Source organism: Chitinophaga jiangningensis (assembly GCF_900142605.1).
GTDB lineage: Bacteria > Bacteroidota > Bacteroidia > Chitinophagales > Chitinophagaceae > Chitinophaga > Chitinophaga jiangningensis.
Map to the genome: position 1 here is coordinate 344,109 of NZ_FRBL01000005.1, position 25,925 is coordinate 370,033.

Annotated in this window: 13 protein-coding genes and 1 tRNA gene; 10 read left to right on the forward strand and 4 right to left on the reverse strand. The window is 48.0% G+C overall.

The window, feature by feature from the left end; translation table 11 throughout:
• Positions 1-37: 37 nt before the first annotated feature.
• Positions 38-9,751: an Ig-like domain-containing protein gene (locus BUB18_RS14355; RefSeq protein ID WP_143159950.1), complete on the reverse strand. Its 9,714-nt coding sequence runs from the start codon at positions 9,749-9,751 to the stop codon at positions 38-40.
• Positions 9,752-10,344: 593 nt separating this feature from the next.
• On the opposite strand from BUB18_RS14355, the gene BUB18_RS14360 reads away from it, so the two are divergent.
• From BUB18_RS14360 to BUB18_RS14380, 5 genes are read left to right on the forward strand one after another with little or no spacing between them, the layout of a single operon-like run.
• Positions 10,345-12,945, forward strand: coding sequence for an NACHT domain-containing protein (locus BUB18_RS14360; protein ID WP_083550005.1), 2,601 nt, complete (start codon positions 10,345-10,347; stop codon positions 12,943-12,945).
• A gap of 26 nt (positions 12,946-12,971) precedes the next feature.
• Positions 12,972-13,880, forward strand: a complete 909-nt coding sequence (locus BUB18_RS14365; RefSeq protein WP_073082139.1) for a transglutaminase-like domain-containing protein — start codon at positions 12,972-12,974, stop codon at positions 13,878-13,880.
• A gap of 17 nt (positions 13,881-13,897) precedes the next feature.
• Positions 13,898-15,748, forward strand: coding sequence for a chloride channel protein (locus BUB18_RS14370; protein ID WP_073082142.1), 1,851 nt, complete (start codon positions 13,898-13,900; stop codon positions 15,746-15,748).
• 23 nt (positions 15,749-15,771) lie between these two features.
• Complete coding sequence (locus BUB18_RS14375; protein WP_073082145.1) at positions 15,772-16,377, forward strand: NAD(P)H-dependent oxidoreductase; 606 nt, start codon at positions 15,772-15,774, stop codon at positions 16,375-16,377.
• A gap of 1 nt (position 16,378) precedes the next feature.
• Complete coding sequence (locus BUB18_RS14380) at positions 16,379-18,259, forward strand: monovalent cation:proton antiporter-2 (CPA2) family protein (RefSeq protein WP_073082148.1); 1,881 nt, start codon at positions 16,379-16,381, stop codon at positions 18,257-18,259.
• Between the two features lie 7 nt (positions 18,260-18,266).
• Here the strand turns inward: BUB18_RS14380 and BUB18_RS14385 are convergent, their stop codons facing one another.
• The 3 genes from BUB18_RS14385 to BUB18_RS14395 form a co-directional block, all read right to left on the reverse strand.
• Entirely contained in the window at positions 18,267-18,521 is a 255-nt protein-coding gene (locus BUB18_RS14385) for a hypothetical protein (protein ID WP_073082151.1), read from the reverse strand.
• A gap of 24 nt (positions 18,522-18,545) precedes the next feature.
• Positions 18,546-18,773, reverse strand: coding sequence for a hypothetical protein (locus BUB18_RS14390; RefSeq protein ID WP_073082154.1), 228 nt, complete (start codon positions 18,771-18,773; stop codon positions 18,546-18,548).
• A 243-nt stretch (positions 18,774-19,016) separates the two neighbouring features.
• Positions 19,017-20,204 carry a DUF5009 domain-containing protein gene (locus BUB18_RS14395; protein WP_073082157.1) on the reverse strand — a complete coding sequence of 396 codons (1,188 nt, stop codon included), beginning with the start codon at positions 20,202-20,204 and terminating at the stop codon, positions 19,017-19,019.
• A 133-nt stretch (positions 20,205-20,337) separates the two neighbouring features.
• Between BUB18_RS14395 and BUB18_RS14400 the strand changes: the two genes are divergently transcribed.
• The 5 genes from BUB18_RS14400 (at position 20,338) to BUB18_RS14420 (ending at position 25,839) form a co-directional block, all read left to right on the forward strand.
• Positions 20,338-22,380, forward strand: a complete 2,043-nt coding sequence (locus tag BUB18_RS14400) for a M13 family metallopeptidase (protein ID WP_073082160.1) — start codon at positions 20,338-20,340, stop codon at positions 22,378-22,380.
• A gap of 52 nt (positions 22,381-22,432) precedes the next feature.
• The gene (gene hflX / locus BUB18_RS14405) at positions 22,433-23,623 is read left to right on the forward strand and encodes a GTPase HflX (RefSeq protein WP_073082163.1); all 1,191 of its coding nucleotides are present in this window, start codon (positions 22,433-22,435) and stop codon (positions 23,621-23,623) included.
• Positions 23,623-23,967: a Rieske (2Fe-2S) protein gene (locus tag BUB18_RS14410; protein ID WP_073082166.1), complete on the forward strand. Its 345-nt coding sequence runs from the start codon at positions 23,623-23,625 to the stop codon at positions 23,965-23,967. The genes hflX and BUB18_RS14410 overlap by 1 nt, the downstream gene beginning before the upstream one ends.
• A 69-nt stretch (positions 23,968-24,036) precedes the next feature.
• On the forward strand, positions 24,037-25,638 hold the full coding sequence (locus BUB18_RS14415; RefSeq protein ID WP_073082169.1) for an ArnT family glycosyltransferase: 1,602 nt from the start codon (positions 24,037-24,039) through the stop codon (positions 25,636-25,638).
• A 127-nt stretch (positions 25,639-25,765) separates the two neighbouring features.
• Positions 25,766-25,839: transfer RNA gene (locus BUB18_RS14420), tRNA-Asn, on the forward strand.
• Positions 25,840-25,925 lie beyond the last annotated feature (86 nt).

Genomic DNA, 25,925 nt, shown 5'->3' on the forward strand with positions numbered 1-25,925 from the left:
CCCGGTTTTATTTTTTCTACGGGTTTAATAATGTTGATTATCGCATGAGGGTTACGTTACCTTTCTTAGTAATCACGGTGCCATCCTGCATGGTAGCTTTCACGATGTATACGTAAACGCCTACCGGTTGTCTTTGACCACTCATGGTACCATCCCATCCCTGGCGCTGATCTTTGGATGTGAACACCAGTTGACCCCATTGGTTGTAGATCCTGAATTCGAGTTGTGCGATAGCTGTACCGTACACGTACTCGATATCATTCACCCCGTCACCATTTGGACTGAAGAGGTTTGGTACATAGATATTGTTACCCTGTGGATTTGTTGTTTTATCTGTGATTTCCCTGATCAGACTAATCTGACAGAAGCTTGAACCAACTGCTTTCACATACAGCGTTACATTCTGGTTTGGCTGCAGGTTCGTTACAGTATGTGTAGTACCGTTAACACCGGAACTTGGTGCAACGAAGTTGCCGGTAGAATCATTCACAGCCACTACATATCGTTCAGCACCTGGCACTGGAGCCCATGTGAATGTTACGCTGGTAGCAGTTCTTTCGGCTACGGTTACTACCGGTGCAGCCGGTGCTTTCAATACTGTAATTGGTACTGCTGTTCTGGTGGCGCTTACGCAGTTGCTGCCGATGGAAGCTTCTACGTAGTATACCACATCCTGGCTGATCGGAGGTGTAGTGAATTGTGCACTTGTGCTCACCGGTGTCGTGCCATTTGGTGTAGCATACCATGCGAAGCTTGCACCCGGTGTGGTAGAGGTGGCGGTGAGTGTATATGTTTCACCCGGACACTTACCGATGTCGTTGCCGGCAACCTGTGGTGCACCTGGTGCATTACCTACGGATACGCTTACCAGTGTGCGGGTTGCACTGCTACAGCCGTTCGCATTTACTGCTTCTACATAGTAGGAACCATTTGCAGTAACTGGTCCGACAGTTACACTATCCCCTGTAGTAACCGGTGTACCTCCCTGAGCAGTGGTGTACCACTTGTAGGTAAGGCTACGGTCAGGGTTTGCTACTTTCAGCACAGCGAGGCTGTTGGTACAAGTGGTGACTGCTCCATTTGCAACTGCTGGTGTTGCCGGTACGCTGCTAACTGTTACGTTCACCTGACCTCTGCTGCTGCTTACGCAGTTACCTGCTGCAATGCTTGCATCTACAAAGTAAGAGCCATTAGTAATTACACCATTGATATTCACAGTTGCGCCTGTTGCTATCGGTGTGGTAGATGTTGCACTGGTATACCAGTGGTAAACCACGCCATTGATCGGATTATTTACGCTGAGTGTGAGTGCCTGACCCAGACATACACTTGCATTTGGTGCCACACTCGGAGTAGCCAGTGAATCCACGATGGTTGCACGGAGCGCTGTTCTTGACAGACTTGCACAACCGGATATATTCTTCGCAACCACGTAGTAATCGGAGCTTGCTCTGAGTCTGCCGGTGCTAAAGGCCGTACCTGTTGCCAGACTATCATTTGTCAGTGAGTTATACCATACATAACGGAGCTGTGCGTCCGGATTGCTGATCTGGAAGGTGAGCATGTTATCCACACAAGCTGCCTGATCTGCTACTACCACTGTTGGTGTTGCAGGTGCTGGTAATACATTAGCTGTTGCACTTGCTCTGCCACCTGCATTGCTGCAGCCTGCGCTGTTGAATGCGGCCACATAGTAGGTGGTGGTAGCTGTTATGCCTGAAGCAGTGAACGTAGTTGGTGAAGCAGGCGTAAGCTCAGTACCATTTACCGCCGCGTCGAACCAACGATAGGTTACAGCTGCATCCGGGTTATTGATTGTGAACGTTACGTTACCTCCTGCGCAAACAGTTTGGCTGTTAGTAACCAGTGTTGGTATTGCCGGTGTTGGCGCGATGACTACTGTTACAGGTACTCTTGCAGAAGTACCTACACAACCGGCCTGGCCAACGGCTTCTACATAGTATACTGTGGATGTGCGCAGTGTGTCAGTTACGAAGTTGATACCTGCATCGGTATTCAGTGCAGTACCTCCGCTTGATACATTGTACCATTTGTAGGTAACGCCACTTACCGGCGCTTTGATGGTGAGCGTTGCCCTTGATCCGCCGCAGGCAGTCTGGATACTGTCAACAGCAGGTGTAGGCGCACCATTCACGGTTACATCCACTTTAATGAGGGTGAGGGCACACTGGCCTTTTGTAGCCTCCAGGTAGAAGGAGGTATCAGCATTCAGTATACCTGTTCTGAAGGTATCAGCGGTAGCGAGCAGCTGTGCTTTGGTGCTACTGTTGTACCATCTGTAGGTAACCGTTGCATCCGGGTTAGCTACTCTTACAGTAGCTGCCTGGCCGGCACAGATGGCTGCACCTATTGCTGTTGGTGTGGTAAAGCTATTCACGGTTACTGTTACAGCTTTGGCTGCCCCCGGAGCGTTTTCACATTTATTCACACCCTGAACGGTTACATAGTAAGTAGTGGTTGCAGTCAGCGTATCAGTGGTAAATACGGTGGCGCTTCTGATGAATTGTGTCAGTGCGGCATCGCGGTACCATCTGAACACCGGATTTGTTACAGTTGTGCTGGATGCGGTGATAGTGGCAGCAGTATTCACGCAGGTGCTTGGGTTGATAGTCTGGATATCAGTGCTATCAGCTGGCGTACCAACGTTCACGGTTACCTGTTTGAGGTTGCCGGCAGCATTTTCACACTGGCCATTTGCGCTTACACTCACAAAGTAGTTATAGGTACCTGCGGCAAGGCCCGGCAGGGTGAGTACACCGGCAGCGTCCACACCTGTAGTGATAGGTGTTGTTTTCTGCTGGCTGGTATACCATTTAAATACAGCGTTTGCGACAGTACTTGTTGGGATCAGTCGTGCTGTATCACCCAGGCAGATGGATTGTACGCTGTCGATTGTAATATCAGCAGCTACCGCATTATTGAACACGGTGAGTGTAATCTGCGTGCGTGCGGTATCGTTAGCGCAACCATTGCCGTTGTTAGCTCTTACAAAGTAGTTGTAAGTACCTACCGCCATTGGGTTTGGTGTAGTATAAGCATTATTGTTAGCGGTCAGCTGATTGCCGGCGGCATCGAACCAGGTGTAAGTTACACCTGCTTGCGGGATCACTTTGAGTGTGGCCGGCAGATTGCTTACGCAAACCGAAGCCGGGTTGGCAGAATCTGCAACCGGAGCACCTGGTATACCCTGGAAGCTTACTCTGGCGGCAGCAGATGTCTGAATGTTACAATTGTCTCTGGTAGCAGTTACAGTATAGTTGTATACGCCAGCAGGATTAGATGCCGGAACTACATAAGCTATACTATCCAATAACCTGGTGCCATCCTGGTTGTACCAGGTGTAGGTTACACCAGGAACAGGGTTGTTTACACGCAGGGTTACCGGAGTGCCAACGCATACGCTGGAATCGCTGGTGGATACTGTAGGCGCTACAATACCGCGACGGGCGTAGTTAAAGTCTACAGCTGTTAGGGCCGCGAGTATACCTGATTTCAGTTTCACTTCGATCGCATCGAACTGTTTGGTTGGTACGAAGGACAGTACAACACCATCCGTACCGCTGAGCAGTTTCACATGCAGGAGTGGGTTATTGGTCAGGAGGCTGTCACCAGCGGTAACACCGTTGTAAGTAGTCAGCTGTACGCTGGCCAGCAGTGCTGCGGAGAGCACCTGACCAGGGCTGGAGAGCATTACCTCTACTGTATCACCCAGGGTAGACAATCCGTTGAATGCAGCACGTTGCCATACAGCAGCGTTGAGCGCAGCCAGGTTGAGTACCAGCGAAGAGCTGGAAACGGTATTATTATCTACCGCACGGTCCGGGTTTACTACTGAGCCCAGTACGAGGAGTCCGCCACCTGCGGTAGTATTACTATTTGTTTGTGCCACTGCACGTTCGCAAGGAACTGCATTTGGCGGCATTGGTGTGGTTACAATCAGTGCTGCAACCCTGGCGGATTTACAGCTTGAATTATCACCCAGTACTGCTTCTACCCACACAGTATCTGTTGCAGCTACTGATCTTGGAGCAGAGATATATTGCAATCCTTTATACAGGGTATCAGTACCAAACTGAGTACGGAACCAGTAAACGTTCGCATTAGCAGCTGGCGGTGTAGCTACCAGTATAGCACTCTTACCGGTATCTACTGACGCTACTGAAGGAGTAATAACCGGCACGCCCAATTGATTGGCTGTAGTAAAGAGCACTGGCGTACGGGTAGCGGATACAATACCACAGCTATCGTTCTTCGCTTCTACATAATAGGTAACAGGAGCTGTTACATTATTTACGGTGAATACGAAACCACTGTCGGTGTTCAGTTTGGTTCCACCATTTGCCACATTATACCAGCCGTAGGTATAACCGGTAACAGGGTTAGTGATAGATGCGCTGGCGTTAGAGCCAGGACATACTGCAATTGTATCAGGTGTTACCACTGGAGCAAGCGGTGTGGCAATCACTTTCACCGTAACCGGCGTTTTAGCACTGCTTGGGCAATCCGCACCTGCTCTGTAAGCTTCCACCAGGAAGGAGGTATCAGTAGTGATAGCGCCGGTAACCAGCGATGCACCGTCTTTACCTGTCAGGTATACCCCATTGGAACTATACCAGCGGTAGGTTACGTTAGCGGATGGATTATCCACATTAAGGGTGGCAGTACCGCCACTGCAGACAGTTACAGTAGATGCCTGTACTTTAGGTGCTGCAATGATTCTGCGTGCAGAGTTGAAGTTAACATCCGTCAGTGCTCCGAGAACACCTGATTTCAGTTTCACTTCTACTGCATCATACAAGCCGTTTGGCAGGAAGGTGAAGTCACCTGTGCGACCGCCACTCAACAAGTCCACATGCAGTAATGGATTACTCAGGACTACGGAATCAACCGGCGTATTACCATTGTAAGCGGTGAGCTGTACGCTGGATAATACACCCGCAGAGAGCACCTGACTAGGGTTAGACAGTCTTACCCGAACACTGTCGCCCGGTGCAGACAATCCGTTGAATGCTGCACGCTGCCATACAGTAGCGTTTAATGCACCCAGGTTTATTACGAGGGAAGAGCCGGTATTTTGGTTATTATCTACAGCGAAGGCCGGGTTGTACACATTACCCAGTACCAGCAATCCGCTGCCGCCGATTGTTTGGCTGATGGCGCGTTCGCAAGGCACTTCAGTAGAGTCGCCTACCTGAGCGATAACGGTGACAGGTACACGAACAGACTGACAGCTACCGCCGCCGGCAATAAATGCCTGTGCATAGTAGATGGAGGTATCAGGTATTGCTTTGGATGGTGCTCCGAAGCTGGTACCCAATGCCAGCGTATCAGTAGTAGTTGCATCTCTGAACCATGCGATGGTGGCATTAGCTACCGGCAGGGTTGCAGTGAGTACTGCTGATTCATTGAGTCGTACGATAGCAGGATTTGGTGATACCACTGGTGCCTGCAGACCGCTGCTGATGGTGATATGATAAGCCTGACGTGTGGTTGAGGTAGCACCACAGGAACTTTGCGCTTCTACATAAAGAGTAGTATCTCTTGTAACACCATTTACAGGGAAGGTTAAACCAGAATCTGCATTCAGTTTAGTACCGCCCTGTGCGGCATTGAACCAGTTGTAGGTTAATCCCTGTACCGGATTATTGATACGTAATATCACATTAGAGCCGGAGCATACACCTACTGTCTGGTCAGTGCCAGGCACGGCAGGTGGAGGTGTTACGGTAACACTTACCGGATATCTTTCAGGGTTTTCACAATTAGCCGGGCCGCCATAAACAGCTACCCAGTATTTCACTGTACCAGGGGTACGGAGTGTATCAGTAGTGTAAGTGCTGGTTGATGCCAGTACAGTTGTACCGGTAGAATCAGCATACCAGCGAACACCGGTGCCGTTTACAGGCGTAACGGTGAGGGTGGCAGTTGTGTTAACACAAACGGTATCGTTAGGTGTATTGATGGCCGGACGTGGGTAGAGTACCCTTGCACCATAGATATCAATACTATTGAGGAGGTTAGCAACACCAGTCAGCCTGATTTCTACGCGATCGTATACACCGGTAGCAGGGAGGGTGGCTGTAAATTGCTGACCGCTGAGGAGGCGGAGGGTGAGCAGATTAGAAATGGTATCCGCTGTAACCAGGGAAGTGTTATTGTATACACGCACCACTACACCACCGAGCAGGCTTACATCAGCCAGGCCCCCAGGGGCGCCGAATGTAACGCGGATGCTATCGGAAGCAGTTCCAGGGTTTGCAAATATCAATTGTTGGTATACAGAACCACCCAGCAGACCAACCGGCATACTGAGTCGTGTGAAATTCGTTTTCACACTATCGATTGAGTTAGTAGGATCCTGTACGGAGCAGAGGATACAACCAAGGCTGGTTCCGGAGTTCTGGCTGACTGGCACATTACAATCCGGAGAGATAATAACCGGACCGGTTACTACTACGGTTACACGTACGCGGTTGGATTCGCAGGCACCAGGAACGGTCATTGCTGCGAAGAAGGTGTAAGTGCCCGGATTGGTAAACGGACCAACGTTAAATGGAGTACCGGTACCGAGGGCAGTAGTAGTGGTTGAATCAGCATACCAGGTGATGGTGGCACCGGCTACAGGTGTAGCGGTGAGTGCCACTGGCTGGCCGGTGGTAGCCACCACGGTACCAGGCACTACAGGGCCTGCAGGAGCTGTTACAACTTTAACAGATGCAGGTTTCAGTGTATTAGCCGGGTTTTCACAACGGTTACTTCCGGATATGGCTGCATAATAAGTATATGTTCCGGCAGCGAGGCCAGTGATAGTCAGTTTACCTACTGAATCCAGTGCATAGGTAATACCTGCGGTGGTACCATTAGTGACAGGCTGCGTTTTAGCCTGGTCGAAATACCATTTAATCACAGGGTTGGTGATACCGGATGCGCTGTTTGCTGTTGGAGTAAGTACAGCACTATTGCTGGTACAGGCAACGGTGGTATCATTTACAATGATATCGCCCGCGGTACCCAGCGGATTCACGGTGATGCGAACCGGTAGTCTTTCCGGATTAGCGCAACCGTTCGCTGCAACAACCTGTGCGTAGTAAGTTACTACACCAGGTGTGGTGAGTTGCGGTGTGGTGAAGGTAGGATTACTACCTGCTACTGTGGCGGTGGTAGAATCAGCGTACCATCTGATACTGTTTGTACCGAGGCCGTTAGCGGTGATAGTTGCCGTTTCATTCACGCAGGCAGTACCATTGGTATTGATGGTGAAGGTTGGATTTGGAGCCACAGCTCTTACACCATACAGGCGGAGGGAAGTAAGCAGGTTAGCTACTCCTGTAAGTTTAACCTGTACCGTATTATAAACGCCACCTGCAGGAATGGTAACGGTATAAGGACCGGCGCCACTGAGCAGCTGGAGGTTGAGCAGGCTGGCGAGCGTATCTCTTCTTACCACAGTAGTACCATTGGCCACAGTGATTTCGACACCGGCGAGCAGGCCTACATCAGCGATACCACCAGGATAGCCGAACATGATGCGGAGGCTATCGGTAGCAGCACCAGGGCTTGGGAAGAAGAGCTGTTGATATACACTACCACCGAGCAGCCCTACCGGAATACTGAGCGTGCTGAAATTGGTGGAGGTAGTATCTACAGCGCCATTAGGGTTAGTAACGCTACACAGTACGCAACCAAGTGTAGTACCGGTGGCGGTGGTGGTTGGTGCGTTACAGGAAGTATTTGTAACTAGTGGTATAATGATAGCGGTATCAGCGACTCTGTATGATTCGCAGGCGCCGCTGGCACTCAGGCGTGCAGCTGCATAGTAAATATGTGTACCTGCTGCAGGGAATGGTCCGACGAGGAGGGTATCGCCGGAACCAATTGACGCCTGTGTGGTATCACTATACCAGAATATGGTACCGCCACCCGGAGGGGTAGCGCGGAGAACTACTGGTTGTCCTACGCTGGCATATACAGTAGATGCGCCGAGAGTAGGAGTAGGAGCTTTAGTGGTTTGTGCAACGGTTACTTTTTTCAGTGTATTTGCCAGGTTATCGCAATGATTGCTGTCGCTGGCGCTTACATAGTAATCAGCAGTTGGTGCGGTAAGGCCTACTATGGTGAGGCGGCCGGTAGTATCCACAAAATACTGGATGGCACCTTCTACGAGTCCGTTGGTAATCGGTGTTGTTTTAGCAGCATCTTTCCACCAGCTGAACACAGGTTTTGCTGTGAGGAAGGTGGAGGTTGGTGTGATGCGTACTGTGTCGCCAGCGCAACTATAGGCTGAATCAGAGAAGTTCAGGTCGGCGGCGGTAGTATATGGATTTACTTTTAACGTAAGCGGAGTCCGTTGAGAGCCAGTGGTACACATTGTTCTGTTGGCCGCCACGGAGTAGGTAAATGTACCAGCAGTGTTTACCGGTGGTGAATAGGAGGAAGTGGTGGCAGGGCCTTGCACTACCGTACCGGCGCTGTTATACCAGGTATAATTTAAGGCAGCATCCGGATTGGAGATGGTGAAGGTAGCCGGCGAGTTCAGGCAAGTGGTGAGATTACCACCTGTTGCTGTAACAAACGGACTTGGAATGAAGCGTCCCACTTCGTATACGAACAGGCTGTTGAGCACATTCGCGAGGCCTCCCAATCGTACTTCCACATGATCGAACGGACCAGAGGATGCGAAAGTGGCTACCTGCGGTGTTCCTGGTCCGGCGAGGAGACTAAGCGAAATCAGGCTGCTGCCTCCATTAATACTATCTACAACAGTTGCTCCATTATAGGTAAGGAAGGTAATGGACTGGAGTGCCGTTAGTGAAAGCAGCCCTCCCGTGGTTCCGAGGGTGATACGAACGGAGTCGCCCGCTTTTGCAAGTCCGGGAAAAATTACATTTAAACGCGTGTAGCCGGCTACGTTGGCGAGTGTTTCCATTGTAGCGGCTGTATTGGTATTTAAGTCAATTGCATTTTGTGGGTTGGTTACCGTTCCGAGGTTAACAAGGCTGGCAATATCTACCAGGCTTTGTACTCCGCCAATCACATCTATCGGGTTATCGCAGGCGAGTGTGCCGGTAGCTGGTACATTATAATAAGCGTCATACACATTAATACTTGTGGCCACATTCAGCAAGCCGGCAACGCTGACGCGCACGCGGTCGTAAGTACCGGTAGCTCCCGAGGCTGATGGAGCTGGCAGGTAAACTTCTGACTGGTTATTACTAACAAGCAGTTTAGCCAGTGCAGTATTTAAACTGGTAGCATTTCCTTTTGTGGTGCTTGTACCACTCATTGGCTGCGCAGTGATGTTACCAAGTGTTACACTCACCAGGGCGCCTGTGCCTACTCGTAGGATGACACCTTGTGTGACGGGAATTGGCGCAGGAAATATTACATCGAGCCAAACTGACGCTGCAACACCTACCGTATTATTAACGGAGGCGAATGTACTCAGATTAGCATCCACTGCATTAGCAGCACCGGTAACACTACACACAGTACATAACAAAGGAGTTTCGCCAACAGATTGACTGTTAGCGTATACTCTCTGGTAATACGTTTGTGCGTTGACGTTAGTACCTGCTATCATTAATAGCATCAATACTAAAAATCCTTTGAGGAAGTTTACAACACGCAGGTTTTTACGTGGCATGGGATCGTTGATTGCAGAACCATCCCGATTGCGAAGGATAACAAAGGAAGCACTAAAAGGGCTAGTAGGAGTAGCTTTTGAATGCATAGCATCAGTATTTGGATAATAAGAAGTCTTGTTTATTGAACACAATAAACTCTATTGGAGGCAGCGGTTAAGAAGGTGTTTTTGGGGAAAGGGATTCTGGTTGATAAAATACATTGAACTCCTTTCTGCCTAGATATATTTTGACAATCTATGATACGAAAGTATAGTGCTGGCGCCGTTTATGTATATGCCTTTTTGTTCATTCCTTTTAGCGCATTCAACCTGTTCATTTTTCTGTTGCTCTGTTCATTTTGTTCATTTTACTATTTTTTCAGTCACAGCGTTCAGTCGGTTTTGGGGCTGTTCAAAAAAATTTCTCGATTTTCTATTAAAAGTTAGCTAAATATTTAGCAGATCCGACTGCAGCCTGGTAGCGGTATAACAAGCCCTATTATATTTCCTAATTAATTAATTATCATCTCTTTAAATAAAATAAAATACACACAGGAGCAAGACACAAACAGATACATTACATTATTTTACATATATAACAAATAATCATGGCTATTCATTCCCCCCTGCATGAAATCTAAATAGCTGATATCTACGTAATTAATCTAGTACCTAAATTCCATAATCCATTATTGTCCCCTATGATAGATATATCCTATGACTTTATACTATCCCTGCAAAAGGAAGTTTTGCAGCATTTCGGGATAGAAGTCATGTCGCCGGGTGAATGTAAAAACCTGAGCAGGGCAATTCTGCAGAAAACGACGCAGCTGATAAGCGAAACCACCCTCAAAAGAGTGTTTGGATTTGCTGTGGCCCAACACAGCTTTTCCCGCTTTACCCTCAACACCCTCGCTCAGTACTGTGATTATAAGGACTGGGAATCTTTCCAGCAGCATCATTACATGCTGAATAATCCACAGGCAGCCAATGCTAAAAACGGTAGTCCCGTTGAAGTGAAACTACAGGAGCTCAGAACAAAAGCTTCTGCCGTGTCGCATTACACTATGCTGACATTGCAGAACAGGTCTGGTATCAACTTCCAGCATACGGTGAAACGCCAGTATATGGTGAGTCACATCGAGAAATTTTTGGAAAGTAACTACACCGCCACCGCGCTCATTGCACCCTCCGGATGGGGTAAATCCATTTCGCTGGTGCATATGTCGGACCACTTCTGGCACGGCACGCATCCTAAATTTAAGGACGACATCTGCTTCTTTATCCATGCACACGCCGCCGGCAGCCTGCTGCTGAAAGGGTTTTCGCTGACTACCTGGCTCGACCAGCAGCTCACGCACGGTACCGGTGATAACTTCCGGGAACACTTTGCCGCGGAATTCATGAAAAACGGCTCCAGGCTGGTACTGATCATCGACGGGTTCGATGAAATCGCCGTTTCTGCAGAGAAACTCAGACTTATATATACTAAACTGGAAGATTTCATCTACACGAATGAGAAATTCCCCTGGATTAAAGTGATCCTCTCCGTACGCAGCAGTACCTGGAATGAACTGTTTCAGCGTCCTAACGACTATTCGGCCTTCCGCCGCTACTGGTATGTGGGTGCTGAAATGGACGAGGAAACCAATATCAACGTAAAACAACTCTCTGACCAGGAAATAAAAAATGTACTGGAAAAGCACGAGTACCCTGAATCGGTACTGAAGCAGTTCTCGGAATCATTTTTACAGAAACTCAGGCATCCGTATTACCTGCAGCTCTTCTGCCAGCTAAACCCGGACCCGAAAACGTCCTTTATAGACGAAAACCTGAGTCTTTTCGAAATTATATCCCGGTTTGTTCAGAATAAGGTTTTCATCTCCCCAACCAGTTCTTTTAAAATCAAAATCATACAAAGGTTACTGACCCTGCTGGATATGGGCAGGAACGGCATGTATGTTGAAAAAATTGAATTGCTGGACAAAAACCCGGAACTCTTCCCGGCCTATAAAGACCTGCTGGCAGATAATATTCTCGTAGAAGAAAATCTCAGCCAGGAAATTATGTACCACGTGAAAGTGCGTTTTGCACATGCCTTCCTGCTGGAATACTTTGTAGCCATGCACTACCTGCAAAAAAACAACCAGCAGGTAGGGGAAACCATCCTGGAAGATGTATTATCCTATTTGCCGGCATCGCCATACCGCGTGGGCGTGTTTAAATGGCTGCTTCGTTTTGCCATCAACCATAAACAAACTGACGGCATTATAAAAATGCTGCACCTGCAACTGTCCATGACGGAAAAATCCCATCTGCTGGAATACCTCGTGCTGCATTACCAGCTGGATGGCAACGATCCAATGGAGCTCCGTTCGATCTTCCCGGCGGGCTTCTTCAGAAAGAATCCAATCGGCAGCTTTATTAACGATGAATTTATCCACTTCCGCAAGAAGAAGGTTTTATGGGCCTTACTGCCCCTGGCTGATACCAGGGAAGACAAGCTGAAGATCCGCAGCATGCTTTTTACCATCTCCCTGCTGCAACTGGAAGCGGAAGAATGCGAAATGCACCTGCAGGCAATCAAAAAGATATATGGACCTGGTGAGCTGGAAGACCTCTGGGTAACACCGCATGAGATTTTACTTTTTATATATGAGAGAATGAAGTTCGGGGTGGTAGATGAACAGATATTGCAGAAAATATACAGTTATCATCACTACCTGATACCATGTTCCACCACCGGAAAGGAACCTCCCACCACCATTCCGCAGGAAATCGTGATCCGCAACATGGGTTACGCCCTGGCGCTGATGGAAGATTACGGCAACCTGCTGCAATTCACTAAACTTGTATTTGCCGCCCACCCATCGCTGTTAAGAAGAAAAACAGATTCGTTCAGGCTGCAAATCCTCTGTTGGCAAACGCATGCGCTGGCCCGAATGGGCGACATGCGCACGGCGGAACGTGTTTGCAGGCACACGGATATTATTATCAGAAATTATGCATCTGACTACTTTTCAAGCAAATATGTAGAGTCGCTGCAAAAAATGATTTCTGCCGATTACTACTATAAAGAACAAGACCTGATGCGGGCGCTGCGGACTGCGGAAAATGCCGTGGAAACCGCCCAGAAACTGGATTTCAAGATTCTTGCCCTCAGGAATCTGTCGCTACTGAAGAGCTTATATGCACAGCTGAATATGTCCGGAAAAATGGAAGATACACAGACTCAAATAGATACCATTAAAGCAAATACTTCTTTTAAACACGAAGCATTAAATTTTGCACGCAAAGTCTGACATAATTTTGCTTTCTTGCAGGGTACATGGCAATTGACGAAAGTAAATATTCCGTTTCTCAAAAGCTGGTACTCAATATCTTAAGTTTACTGACTTTATTGGTACTGGCACCGTTTATCAACAGGTTTCTGCCTCCTATTAAGGCGGGCGGCTTGCACGTGGACCTGGTGGTAGCGGTAGTTATTGCTTTTGCTATTGTATACCTGCTACGGTGGATATTCAGGCCGCTGATCATACCGGCATTTCTGATGGTATGTGGCCTGCTGGTGGCCAACCGGCTGGTGGAAGGCTATTCCTTTACTCATGTCATGAACGACTATAAAGGCATGGTTAGGGGCAACTGGGGTGCTAAAGACAGTAAACAGATCGACATCCTCAGTCTCTACCCACGGAAAGTGGAGAGCTACCGCGATAAAACCGTGCGTGGTATGCGGGAGCGGATCAATTACCAGGATTCACTGGTGCGCAATTTTTCCGTGCAGCATTCCCTTGAGTATTTTGATGCTTATTGGTACAAATACGGCAAAATCGTACGTTTTCTCTCCCTTTTTAAATATATCAATTACAATTTCAAGTATGTGCTGGACTCCCGCAGGGATGAATATTTTGCTACTCCCCGTGAGACAATTATGAACGGCCTGGGCGGTGATTGTGATGATCACTCCCTGTTAATGACGAGCTGCCTGCAATCCATCGGGGCACGGTGCCGTATTGTACTGATAAAAGGCCATGCCTATCCTGAGCTTTACTGTGGAAGTAAAGAGGATTTTGAAATCATGAAACAAGCCATCATATTGCTTTTCCCTAAGCCAGCCATCAAGGAGATTTATTACCATGAGCTGAAAGGGGAATACTGGATCAACCTGGATTATTCCGCCCGGCATCCTGGTGGTCCCTACCTCAATGATAAAGTTTACGCACTCATTGAACTCTGATGCCCTAAATTTGCTGCATGAGCAAGTTTAAAAACTTACGCAGATATCACAGTTTTTTCAGATTTAAGAAGGATTTCGAAACCTACAGCCTCAGGAAAGCGAGGAGCTACGAAATTGTTATCCATTGGTTGCACAGCAAGCTCAACAGGAACCAGTTTTTGTTATTATCCGGTGTGTTGGTGGGCTGCGGTGCGGGAATGGCAGGAGTCGTACTTAAGATGCTGGTTCACTACATTCACTTTGTGATTACATACAAGGTGCATTTTTCCACGCAGGTTTTCTTTTATGCCCTATTCCCATTTCTCGGTATTGTACTGACGACGCTGATTGTGGTCTGGTTCTTCAAGGGGCAGTCGCGCAAGGGCATACCTGCCATTCTCCATGAAATAGCACAGAACTCAAGTATGATTCCGCCCGTGAAGATGTATTCGCAGGTATTGCAGAGTGCGGTTACGGTGGGCCTTGGTGGCTCTGCCGGACTGGAGAGCCCCATTGCGGTTACCGGGGCGGCACTGGGGTCGAACTACGCCAGAACCTACAACCTCGGATATAAAGAGCGTACGCTGTTGCTGGCGGCAGGAGCCACAGCCGGTATTGCAGCGGCCTTCAATGCCCCAATAGCAGGGATGATGTTTGCTTTTGAGATATTGCTCACTGGTGTGGTATTTTCAGATTTTATGCCGCTGATTGTGGCTGCCGTTTGCGGTAGTTTGTTATCCAAAATCATTTTACAGGAAGATGTACTTTTTCACTTTGAGTCGCGCACGCCTTTTAACTACATGAACGTTCCGTTTTATGTGGTGTTAGGTGTGTTATGCGGATTTTATGCCCGGTATTATGTAGTCATATCTCAAAAGGTGGAGCATTTCTTTAAGGGACTCAAATGGAAACCGGTACAAAGAGCCATGCTGGGCGGGGTGTTGGTATCGGCGCTTTGCGTGGCAATGCCGCCGCTATTCGGCGAAGGGTACACCGTGGTAAAATCGCTGGCTAACGGTCACGGTGAAACGATTTTGCAGAACAGTTTTTTCCGGTATATACCCGAACAAAAACAGATGTTGTTGATTTTCACCGGATGTATATGTTTACTGAAAGCCTTTGCCAGTTCTATTACCATCCAGAGCGGGGGTAATGGCGGGAACTTTGCGCCCTCCCTGTTTTCCGGTGGCTTTCTCGGTTTTTTCTTTGCGCTATTATGCACCCAGCTGGGCTTTGAGCATGTACCGGTTACCAACCTGGTAATTGTGGGTATGGCCGGGGTAATGAGTGGGGTGATGTATGCCCCGCTGACAGCCATCTTTCTGATTGCAGAATCCAGTTCCGGCTACGATTTGTTTATACCACTGATGATTGTAGCTACCGGTTCGTATCTCATGAGTAAGTGGTTTTCACCTATCTCTCCGGAAATCAAGGAACTGGCGGAGGAAGGCAAAGTATTTACGAGAGCGCACGATAAAAATATTCTGTCGCTCATAAAAATGGAAGATCTGCTGGAAACGGAGGTGCAAACCATAACAAACAGCGGCACGCTGCGTGAGCTGATAGAACTGATAAAGGAAGGGGATAGCAGCAATATTGCCGTAGTCAATGAACAGGGGCTGTTTGAAGGGTTGATACCCCTGGATAGTATCCGGCCAATTATGTTTGATCCGGAACTATATGACACCATGACTGTTAAGAAATTGATGAAAGCGCCGGCAGCGGTAGTAAACGCGGATGATAACATTGAACTGGTTATCCGCAAATTCGATGCGGCCAACGCCTGGCATCTGCCTGTGGTAAAGGATAAGCGGCTGATTGGGATGATTTCAAAATCGCGCATCCTAAACCGGTACCGTAAACTACTACAGGAATATTCAGACCTATAACACTCCTAAAAACAATTGGCTGTATGGCCCGTGTATTGATAATATTTGCGCATCCTGCGCTGGAAAAGTCAAGGATGCATGCCCATCTCGTTCCTATGATCAGGAACATGCAAGGTATTACCTTCAACGACTTATATGAGAAATACCCTGACCTGGACATAGATATTTCCAGGGAGCAGGACCTGCTGGCGCGTCATGATATTATCCTGATGCAGCATCCGCTGTACTGGTACAACGCTCCGGCGATTATCCGGCAGTGGCAGGACCTGGTGCTGGAGCATGGTTGGGCTTATGGCCATAGTGCCAAGGCGCTGAAAGGGAAATATATGAGCAACATTATATCCACAGGAAGTCAGGTAAAGGACTATCAGAAAGGGGGAAGGCATGGTTTCCCGCTTGAGCATTTCATGCTGCCTTTCAGTCAAACGGCTGTGATCTGTAAGATGAATTATATCTCTCCCTATACTATTTATGGTGTACACCGTATGGACAAATCAGATATAGTGGAAGAGGTACAAAAGCTGCGCTCCATGCTGGAAATACTGAAGGCACCGGACTTTGACCTTTCCACACTGGATGCGGTTAATAACCTGAATGAATTGATAAAAGAACCTGTACAAACCTCATAATATGGATCAGCATTCATTACTTTTTCAATCGATGGTGTACCTGGCGGCGGCTATCATATTTGTACCGCTGGCTAAAAAAATGGGACTGGGAGCGGTATTGGGGTACTTGCTGGCAGGGGTGATCATTGGACCGTCTGTTACAGGTTTTATAGGGAAAGAAGGAGAAGACATCATGCACTTCGCCGAATTTGGGGTGGTGATGATGTTATTTCTGATCGGGATGGAATTACAGCCGACGCTGTTATGGCGACTCCGATCGGCCATTCTGGGGCTTGGCGGGTTGCAGGTATTGCTGAGCAGTGCAGCCATTGCGGGCATTGCCTTATTGCTGGGCGTACCGGTAAATGCGGCGCTGGCGATAGGTATGATTATGTCGCTTTCCTCTACGGCCATCGTGTTGCAGACGTTGAATGAGAAAGGGTGGATGTCTACCGCGGCGGGGCAGAGTTCTTTTGCGGTATTGTTATTCCAGGATATTGCGGTGATCCCGATGCTGGCGATATTCCCGCTGCTGGCCGTGAATGCGGTGCAAACGGAGTCGGCGCATTCGGCTTCCATCAGGGACAACCTGCCTGCCTGGGGGCAAACACTTGTGGTACTGGGAGCAGTGGCCACGATTGTAATTGGCGGCCGTTACCTGGTAAAGCCGATCATGCATATCATAGCGCGGACGAGAGTGCGCGAACTGTTTACCGCCACTGCATTACTGATGGTGGTAGCCATTGCCGTACTGATGAACCTTGTAGGCCTGAGCTCCGCACTGGGCGCCTTTTTAGGCGGGGTGGTGCTGGCTAATAGTGAATACCGGCATGAACTGGAAAGTGATATAGAACCCTTCAAAGGCTTGCTGCTGGGATTGTTTTTTATAGCTGTGGGCGCATCCATTGATTTTAGCCTGATCCGCGAGGAGCCCTGGATCATTTTCGGTTTAGTATTCGGGTTGATGACCGTGAAAGCGCTGGTGCTGTTCTTTTTAGGAAAAGTATTTAAGTTGAGTACAGATCAGAATCTGCTGTTTTCCTTTGCCTTGTGCGATATCGGAGAATTTGCATTTGTGCTGCTGTCGCTTTCCGAGCAAAGCAGGATATTGGATGACAAGATGGTGGGTATGCTCACAGCGGTGGTAGCCATTAGTATGGCACTAACGCCGTTGTTGATGCTGCTGTATGAAAAGCTGATACAACCACGTTTTACCATCAACGAAACGACTGACAGGGAGCAGGATCAGATTGAAGAACATAACCCAGTTATCATTGCGGGCTTTGGCCGTTTTGGCAGTATTACCGGGCGTTTCCTGCGGGCAAACGGGGTGAATGCTACTATCCTCGATATGGATTCTGACCGGGTGGATGCCCTGCATAACCTGGGTATTAAAGTATACTATGGGGATGCTTCCCGTTACGATTTGTTGGCTGCCGCCGGTGCTGACAAAGCGAAAGTACTGATTGTAGCCATGGATGACTATGAAAAAACTACGGAAGTAGTGAAGATGGTAAAGCGTTACTTCCCGCATCTGCAAATGCTGGTAAGGGCGAAAGACAGCCAGGATTCATTTGAACTGATGGACCTGGGGGTACTGCATATTTACCGGGAAACGGTGGATACCTCACTTCGTTTAGGCGTGGACGCGCTGAATATGCTGGGCATGCGTTCCTATCATAATCACCGGGCTGCGCGCACTTTCCTACGCCAGGATGAGCTCAGCTTAAAAAGCTTATCCGCTTCCCGTGATAATAAGAAAGAGTTTGTTAGTGCAATGAAAGATAGAATTGCTGAGATGGAGCAACTGATATCTGCCGACAAAATTAAAACCTGGCTGGATGAAGGTGAGGGCTGGGATTCCAGTTCTATCCGTGATGAAGTGAAGGGAGAACCGGAATAAGCGCCGGTTATTTATTGATATGAGCAATGATTAACTCTGCCACATGGTGCAGTAACTCTACGTCTATCTGTTTTACATGATCGTGCAGGGGCTTGCTTGACACGGCTCTCACATAGCCTTCCTCATCCGGTTCAAATGTGATTTCCTGTTCGGCGATATCTACTCTGTATACCGTTTTGAAAGCCGTTTCAGCAGTGCGCACGTCCAGGATATGGGGTTGTCCTTTGTATTCAAATTTCAATGTAAAATTAGCTGTCTGCATAATGGTTATTGCTGTGAGGCGCTGTTATTTTTGCTTGTGGTAATAGTGTCTGATCCGGTGTTTTTCGTCTCTTGACAGTTGGTGAATGTACCATAAGGAAAGATATGCCAGGCCGCTGATGACAAATATGTAGCCGATGAAACCCAGTGTATGGAAGAAGGAAGCCCATACCCATTCGTTTGTATCTGCGTACTGCGCTAAGATAGCCAAAAAAGCTCCTGCTGCTGCGAATACGATTGCTATTTTTTTCATGGGAGTTACAATTTGGGATACTAAATAAAACGTTATTAATATTGGATTTCGCAAACCAGGTGCCACCTGTTATATATACGTAAACGCGCGGGTAAGGGATGTTGTTCAGAGAATTATTTTCTACAGAATGTTACTTTTTACACAGGAAGATGAGGCGATTTTAAACGATGCCTTCGGCATCGTTTAAAATCGCGGAGAGCGGGGCCGCAGGCCCCGCTCTCCGCCAAAAACATGGCCCTTTGTTTAGAGTTGCAGTCTGATATTCAGCTTGTTCAACCCTTTTACCAGGAACAGCATTAACACAGCGTACACTGCGCTCCATATAATACCGGGCAAGCCATGTCCCAGCACATCGGGCAGTTGTAAGCCCAGGAAAATCAGCAGGAAATAAACGATGTCAGGCAGAATGTAAGTCAGCAGGGGATTAGATCCTGCGGGCCTGAAAAACTCCGTCCATTTGCTGATTCGTTTCACATCAATCAGGTAATACAATACAGAAAAAACGACTACACAGCTGGCTGCGCTAAAAAGAGCCCAGCTTGGCGTAGCGTGGATTTTGGAAATCTTGTATTGTGGGCGCAGGCAAACTGCGGCCACTACAAGGATAATGAAGAAACCGGTAACCCTTGATACGAGCTTGCTGCCGCGGAGGTCAAGGTCTTCGTCGAAGAAGAACAGTGAGAGCAGCATGCCACAAAGTACCACTGCGGTATGAATGGCATTGCCTGACTGTGCACCAATCCAGCTGTACTCACTGTCACGGATAAACGATTGGTGTGACAATGCGTAATAAGCCATACATACGGCAATCATCAGGAACACGCCGCCGGAGGCGCCGCGCACCAGTTGATAAATGATGCAGGCGTACAGGTAGGCCCAACCGATAAGTCCGAGGATACCCCACCATTGTGGTTCCAGGTGTTGGGTGCCGTCGTTCCCTCCCCGGTAGATCAGCGCAAGGTACACCAGCAAAGCGGCGCCCAGGGCTTTAAAGCAATAGCTGATCCAGGCTTGTTTAAACGTGTAAACGTTCCATACCAGGATGGCACCAGCATAAAAAAGGAGTGCCCACAGGGCCATGGGCATACCGGTAGCAGTAGCATTAAGATCGCCCGTGTTGACCATAAACAGTCCCAGCACCAGTAATCCGAGTGTGCGCCAAACGATATGCCATTGTAATTTCCAGAAGCTGTCGCCCTTGGCGAGGCGACTGTTGATAGCGAATGGTACAGACATTCCAACAATAAAAAGAAAGGCCGGGAATACTACATCCACGAAGGTCATGGCATCTTCGTCGCCATGGGCATGCTGCATCCAGTGTGGGATTCCGGATACGCCGGCCACATTGTTTACGAAGATCATCACCAGGATAGTAATCCCTCTGAAGGCGTCGATAGAAAGGATACGCCCTTTTGTTAAGTTGTTAATCATAATGGAATTGGGGGGATAAAGTGAGCATCTGCCAAAATACAATATCAAGTGGATTAATGTTAATTTTTATACATGAGCGGAATCTGCCGGAACCGTAAAAACCGGTATCTTCATTAAAACTATCATCTCGCTTATGAAGAATTATTTACGGTCCGGTGTTAGCATATCGGCCATGGCATTCTTCCTGGCTTGCAACCAGGGTGATAAAAAAGCTGGTGCGGGCACTCCCGATCCACTGGCTGCCCACAGGGATACGACTGTTGACCCCCGCCAGGATTTCTTTGACTATGCCAATGGTGGCTGGATAAAAGCCAATCCTATACCAGCGGAATACAGTTCCTGGGGTATTGGTAACCTTGTAAAAGAAGAGCTATATAACCGGCTGAGAGCTATCAACGAAAAAGCGGCGGATAATCCCGGCGATGCTATTTCCAACAAGATTGCTGCTTTTTGGCAGTCGGGTATGGACTCTGTTAAACTCAATGCAGACGGTATTAAACCTATTGCATCGCACCTACAGGCCATTGATGCTGTTACCAACATACAGGAGCTGGCTACGCTGAGTGCGAAGCTTTCTGTATTTACCGGCGTGCTGTGTGGAGTTTATATAGGGCAGGATGCTAAAAACTCTGAAGTGATGGCCGTTCAGTTCTGGCAGGGAGGTTTAGGTTTGCCTAACCGCGATTATTATTTCAATACCGACGACAGAACCGCTAAAATCCGTGCGGCATATCCGGGACATATCTCCAAAATGCTGCAGTTTACCGGCATGCCCGCAGGGCAGGCAGATGCGGCGGCAACGGACATCGTAGCGCTGGAAACGATATTGGCAAAATCCAGCCGCAAGCTGGAGGCGCTGCGTGATCCCAATGCGAACTACAACAAAATGCCGGTTTCGCAGCTGAATAAAATCGCCGAAAACATAGACTGGAAGGCATTTCTGGAACAACAGGGCATCAGCAAATTTGCGGACACGGTGATCGTAGGTCAGCCGGAGTTTTACACCACGCTGAGCAATGCTATCAAGTCACAGAAACTGGATACCTGGAAAAACTACCTTAAATGGCAGGTGATCAATGCCGCGGCGCCATACCTGAGTGATACCATCAGCGCTGCAGATTTTGCATTTTACGGTAAGTTAATGCGCGGTCAGGAAAAACAGCAGGTGCGATGGAAGCGGGTGCTGGATGCAGAAGAATCTGCTATGGGAGAGGCATTGGGACAATTATTCGTGAAAGAATATTTCAATGCCAATGCGAAGAAGAGATATGAAAACCTGGTGGAAGACATCCGCGGGGCGCTAAAAACACGTATTCAGCAACTGACCTGGATGAGCGACAGCACCAAGGAAAAAGCGCTCTACAAGCTGTCTAAAATCACTAAAAAAGTAGGTTACCCGGACAAGTGGAAAGATTTTTCTGCCATGGATATCAAAGCGCAGAGTTACTTTGAGAATAACCTGCGGGCCATGGAATGGTGGCATCAGTACCAGGTGGCCAAACTGGGTAAGCCGGTGGACCGTACTGAATGGGATATGACGCCACAGACCTACAACGCTTATTATAACCCCAGCAATAACGAAATTGTGCTGCCAGCGGGCATTTTCACGGTACCGGGTAAACGTGATGAAGAGCTGGATGATGCCCTCGTATTCGGTTATGCCGGTGCTTCCACCATTGGTCATGAAATTACCCATGGCTTTGATGATGAGGGCCGCCAGTTTGATGCTGACGGCAACCTGAAAAGCTGGTGGAGCAAGGAAGACGAGGAGAAGTTTAATAAACGTGCAGCCGTAATGGTGCAGCAATTTAACGAGTACGTGGTAGTGGATAGCCTGCGTATTAACGGTAAGGCCACGCTGGGTGAAAACATTGCCGACCTCGGTGGCATATTGCTTGGTTGGGATGCATTCCAGAAAACAGAACAATTCAGGAAAAACGAGAAAATATCCGGATTATCCCCTTCAGAGCGCTATTTCCTCGGTTACTCACTGGGGTGGCTGAGTCACACCAAAAAAGAGGAACTGGCACGGCGCGTACTCACTGACGTGCATTCCCCGGCTAAATTCAGGGTGAACGGGCCTTTCAGCGATGTGGACGCGTTTTATGACGTATACGGGTTAAAACCTGGCGACAAAATGTATCGTCCTGACAGTTTGAGGGTACGCATCTGGTAGGTGGAGATCAGCGATTTTCTTGCTAATTTTGCTGTCTAATAATTAAAATACCTTGATTGAGAAAAAACAATTAGTAAAACAAGAGGAGCGGGCCGTGATTGTAGGTGTAATCACGAAGGACCAGACCGAGCGCCAGGTACAGGAGTTCCTGGACGAGCTGGTATTCCTGGCTGAAACGGCCGGCGCCCAGACCCTCAAGCGTTTTACTCAAAAACTGGCACATCCTGACAGAGCCACCTTTGTTGGGAAGGGAAAGCTGGAAGAAATTCATCAGTACGTAGCTGGCAGAAATATAGACCTGGTCATATTTGACGATGAGCTTACCGGCTCTCAGATTTCAAATATTGAGAAGGTGTTGAAAGTAAAGGTGATTGACCGCAGTGACCTTATCCTGGATATTTTTGCCCGCAGGGCACGTACTGCACAGGCGCGGGTGCAGGTAGAACTGGCACAGTACCAGTATATTCTGCCGCGACTGCGTGGTATGTGGAGTCACCTGGAGCGTCAGGGAGGTGGTATTGGTAGCAGGGGTCCGGGTGAAACCGAGATTGAAACGGACCGTCGTATCGTAAAGGACAAAATTACGTTGTTGCGGAAGCGTTTGGCGGAAATCGACAAACAATCACTTACGCAGCGCAAGGAGCGTGGGGAGTTCATTCGTGTGGCCCTGGTAGGTTATACCAACGTAGGGAAGAGCACGATCATGAACATGCTCAGCAAAAGTGAAGTGTTTGCAGAAAACAAACTCTTCGCAACGCTGGACACCACTACCCGTAAGGTTGTTTTTGACCAGACGCCTTTCCTGCTCAGTGATACCGTAGGGTTTATCCGTAAACTGCCCCACCACCTGGTAGAAAGCTTCAAATCCACGCTGGATGAGGTACGCGAGAGCGATATCCTCCTGCATGTAGTGGATATATCCCATCCTCAGTACGAGGAGCAGATTGAAGTGGTAAACCGTACCCTCCAGGAGTTGAAAGCGTTTGACAAGCCGACTATCATGATCTTCAACAAAATGGATCTGTATGAGGCTAACACCTTCGACGAGTGGCTGGCACCGGAAATTAAGGAAGACATCCTGCGTCAGCTGAAAACTGACTGGGATACCAAAACCAACGGTAACACTGTATTTATCGCTGCAACGGAAAAGCGTAACATTGAGGAGCTGCGTAAAACCATTATGGATAAGGTAGCGCAGTTGTATCGTGAGCGTTATCCGTACAAAACTGAATTCTTCTATTAATGTCCAAGGAATACACCTGGCATAAGCTGGATGATACCAGCCTGCCAACTGTAGCATCGGATATAAAGATCCTCGAAGTAAATGGCAAAAAGCTGTGCTGCACATTATATGGCGGGCAGCTTTTTGCTTTTGCGTATAAATGTCCGCATGCGAGCGGCATTATGGCCGATGGCTTTATTGATGGCGTGGGAAACGTGGTTTGTCCGCTGCACCGTTATAAATTCGATCTTCGCAATGGCCGCAATGTAAGCGGGGAGGGGTATTTTCTGAAAACCTACCCTATCGAGCAGCGTTCTGACGGCGTTTATCTGGGGATGCAAAAGAGCAGCGGCTGGCTTTGGTAAGCCATTATCATTCTGTTAAACCTATTGGCGGATATTGACCATTATACAGGCGGAGCGTAACTTTTCGCCATGCTTACAACTCGTTACCCTATCACTGAAAAGCAGGTATGGCTATTATTCCTGGTTCTACTAATATTGCTTCAGTTCAGTGCATTATTTGTTCCCCTGTTGGAGCCTGATGCCACTTTATACGCTGTTGTTGCCAAAAATATGGTGCTGCGGCACGATTACTGGAATTTGTTTGTTGATGGCCACGACTGGCTGGATAAGCCTCATTTCCACTTTTGGGTTACCGCTTTAAGTTTTCAGATTTTCGGGATACATACCTGGTCGTACAAGCTGCCAGGGATCTTATTCCTGTTGATGGGCGCTTGGTATACCTACTGGTTTGCGCGGGCGCTGTATGATGAGCAGACGGCCCGCTGGGCGGTGTGTATATTGCTAACGGCGGAACACCTGGTATTATCCAATAACGATGTGCGGGCGGAGCCTTATCTGACGGGGTTGATTATAGCCTCGGTATTTCATTTTTATAAGAAGGAGGTGTTGCCGGGGGCGTTGTTCCTGGCGGCGGCGGTGATGACGAAGGGGGTATTTGCCATAGTACCGGTTGGCGCAGCCATTGGTGGGCATTTGTTGATTACGCGTAACTGGAAGGAGCTATTTCACTGGCGGTGGCTGGTAGCGATGGTGTTGACGATACTATTTATAACGCCGGAGTTATGGTCGCTATACCAGCAGTTTGACAGACATCCGGAAAAGGTGGTGTTTGGCAGTACTGGTGTGTCGGGCATCCGGTTTTTCTTTTGGGATAGTCAGTTTGGGCGGTTCATGAATACGGGGCCTATCAGGGGCCAGGGTGATCCGTTTTTCTTTTTCCACACGTTGCTGTGGGCATTTTTACCCTGGTCTGTTATGTTGTATGCAGCTATAGTAGTTTATTTAGGGAGATGGAAATCTCAGTCGGAGTATTATTGTATCGCAGGCGCTTTAGTGACATTTGGGTTGTTTTCTCTGTCGAAGTTTCAGTTGCCGCATTATATCAATATCATTTTTCCATTTTTCAGCATTATTACCGCCAGGTATATATCGGGTTTGCATACAGCAAAAGGCTTAAAATTTTTCCGGATTACGCAGTACACGATCATCATTTTGGTGGCTATACTGGCTGTGGTGGTGGATTTGCTGTACCGGCCCGCGATGCATTTTTTATGGCTTATTCCGGTAGGGGTATTGATTGTGCTTTATAAGGTACTGCATAATTGGCTGAATAAAACTACAAAGGAAGCGGTGTTTTACCGTTCCGTGTCGATCGGCATACTGTTAAATTTTTACCTTTTTACAATATTATACCCCGATATGATGCAATACCAGAGCGGATCAACGGCTGCACAATATATTAACGCGCAGTTGCCAGGCAGGCAGGTTAGCATGTATCACGCGCATAGTTATTCCCTGGAATTTTATTGTAAGGCACCTGTGACGGTATGTGATACTGTGGTGGTGCCGGGCTTATATTTTACTGCTGAAGAGGGGTTAAAGCGGTTGCCGGCTCATCGGGTAATAAAGGAATTCCGTCAGTTTTGGGTCAGTAAGCTGGATTTACCGTTTGTGAGAAAAGCCACCCGGGAGGGTGTTTTACAGAAAAGGTACCTGGTAGAAGTGTTTTAAAGTCCTTTACCAGTGGGCATTTCATGATTTTCTAAATATTTTTTTAAAAAAATCTAGCATTAGATTTTGCAGAAATGAAAATTTACCTATTTTTGCAATCCCAAATCGCACAAACGGTACGGGAAATTCCTCCTTAGCTCAGTTGGTTAGAGCATCTGACTGTTAATCAGAGGGTCGCTGGTTCAAGTCCAGCAGGGGGAGCGAAAGAAAGGCTTGCAGCAATGCAGGCCTTTTGTATTTTAAGATTGTTTCAGGTTAAGAATTTAGGCATATAGATTAATTCTATT

Coding starts and splice junctions, on each gene's coding strand:
- BUB18_RS14385 (WP_073082151.1), bottom strand. CDS start 18,521: ATGCAGACAGCTAATTTTACATTGAAATTTGAATACAAAGGACAACCC.
- BUB18_RS14410 (WP_073082166.1), top strand. CDS start 23,623: ATGTCCAAGGAATACACCTGGCATAAGCTGGATGATACCAGCCTGCCA.
- BUB18_RS14400 (WP_073082160.1), top strand. CDS start 20,338: ATGAAGAATTATTTACGGTCCGGTGTTAGCATATCGGCCATGGCATTC.
- BUB18_RS14360 (WP_083550005.1), top strand. CDS start 10,345: ATGATAGATATATCCTATGACTTTATACTATCCCTGCAAAAGGAAGTT.
- BUB18_RS14415 (WP_073082169.1), top strand. CDS start 24,037: ATGCTTACAACTCGTTACCCTATCACTGAAAAGCAGGTATGGCTATTA.
- BUB18_RS14380 (WP_073082148.1), top strand. CDS start 16,379: ATGGATCAGCATTCATTACTTTTTCAATCGATGGTGTACCTGGCGGCG.
- BUB18_RS14390 (WP_073082154.1), bottom strand. CDS start 18,773: ATGAAAAAAATAGCAATCGTATTCGCAGCAGCAGGAGCTTTTTTGGCT.
- BUB18_RS14395 (WP_073082157.1), bottom strand. CDS start 20,204: ATGATTAACAACTTAACAAAAGGGCGTATCCTTTCTATCGACGCCTTC.
- BUB18_RS14370 (WP_073082142.1), top strand. CDS start 13,898: ATGAGCAAGTTTAAAAACTTACGCAGATATCACAGTTTTTTCAGATTT.
- BUB18_RS14365 (WP_073082139.1), top strand. CDS start 12,972: ATGGCAATTGACGAAAGTAAATATTCCGTTTCTCAAAAGCTGGTACTC.
- BUB18_RS14355 (WP_143159950.1), bottom strand. CDS start 9,751: ATGCATTCAAAAGCTACTCCTACTAGCCCTTTTAGTGCTTCCTTTGTT.
- BUB18_RS14375 (WP_073082145.1), top strand. CDS start 15,772: ATGGCCCGTGTATTGATAATATTTGCGCATCCTGCGCTGGAAAAGTCA.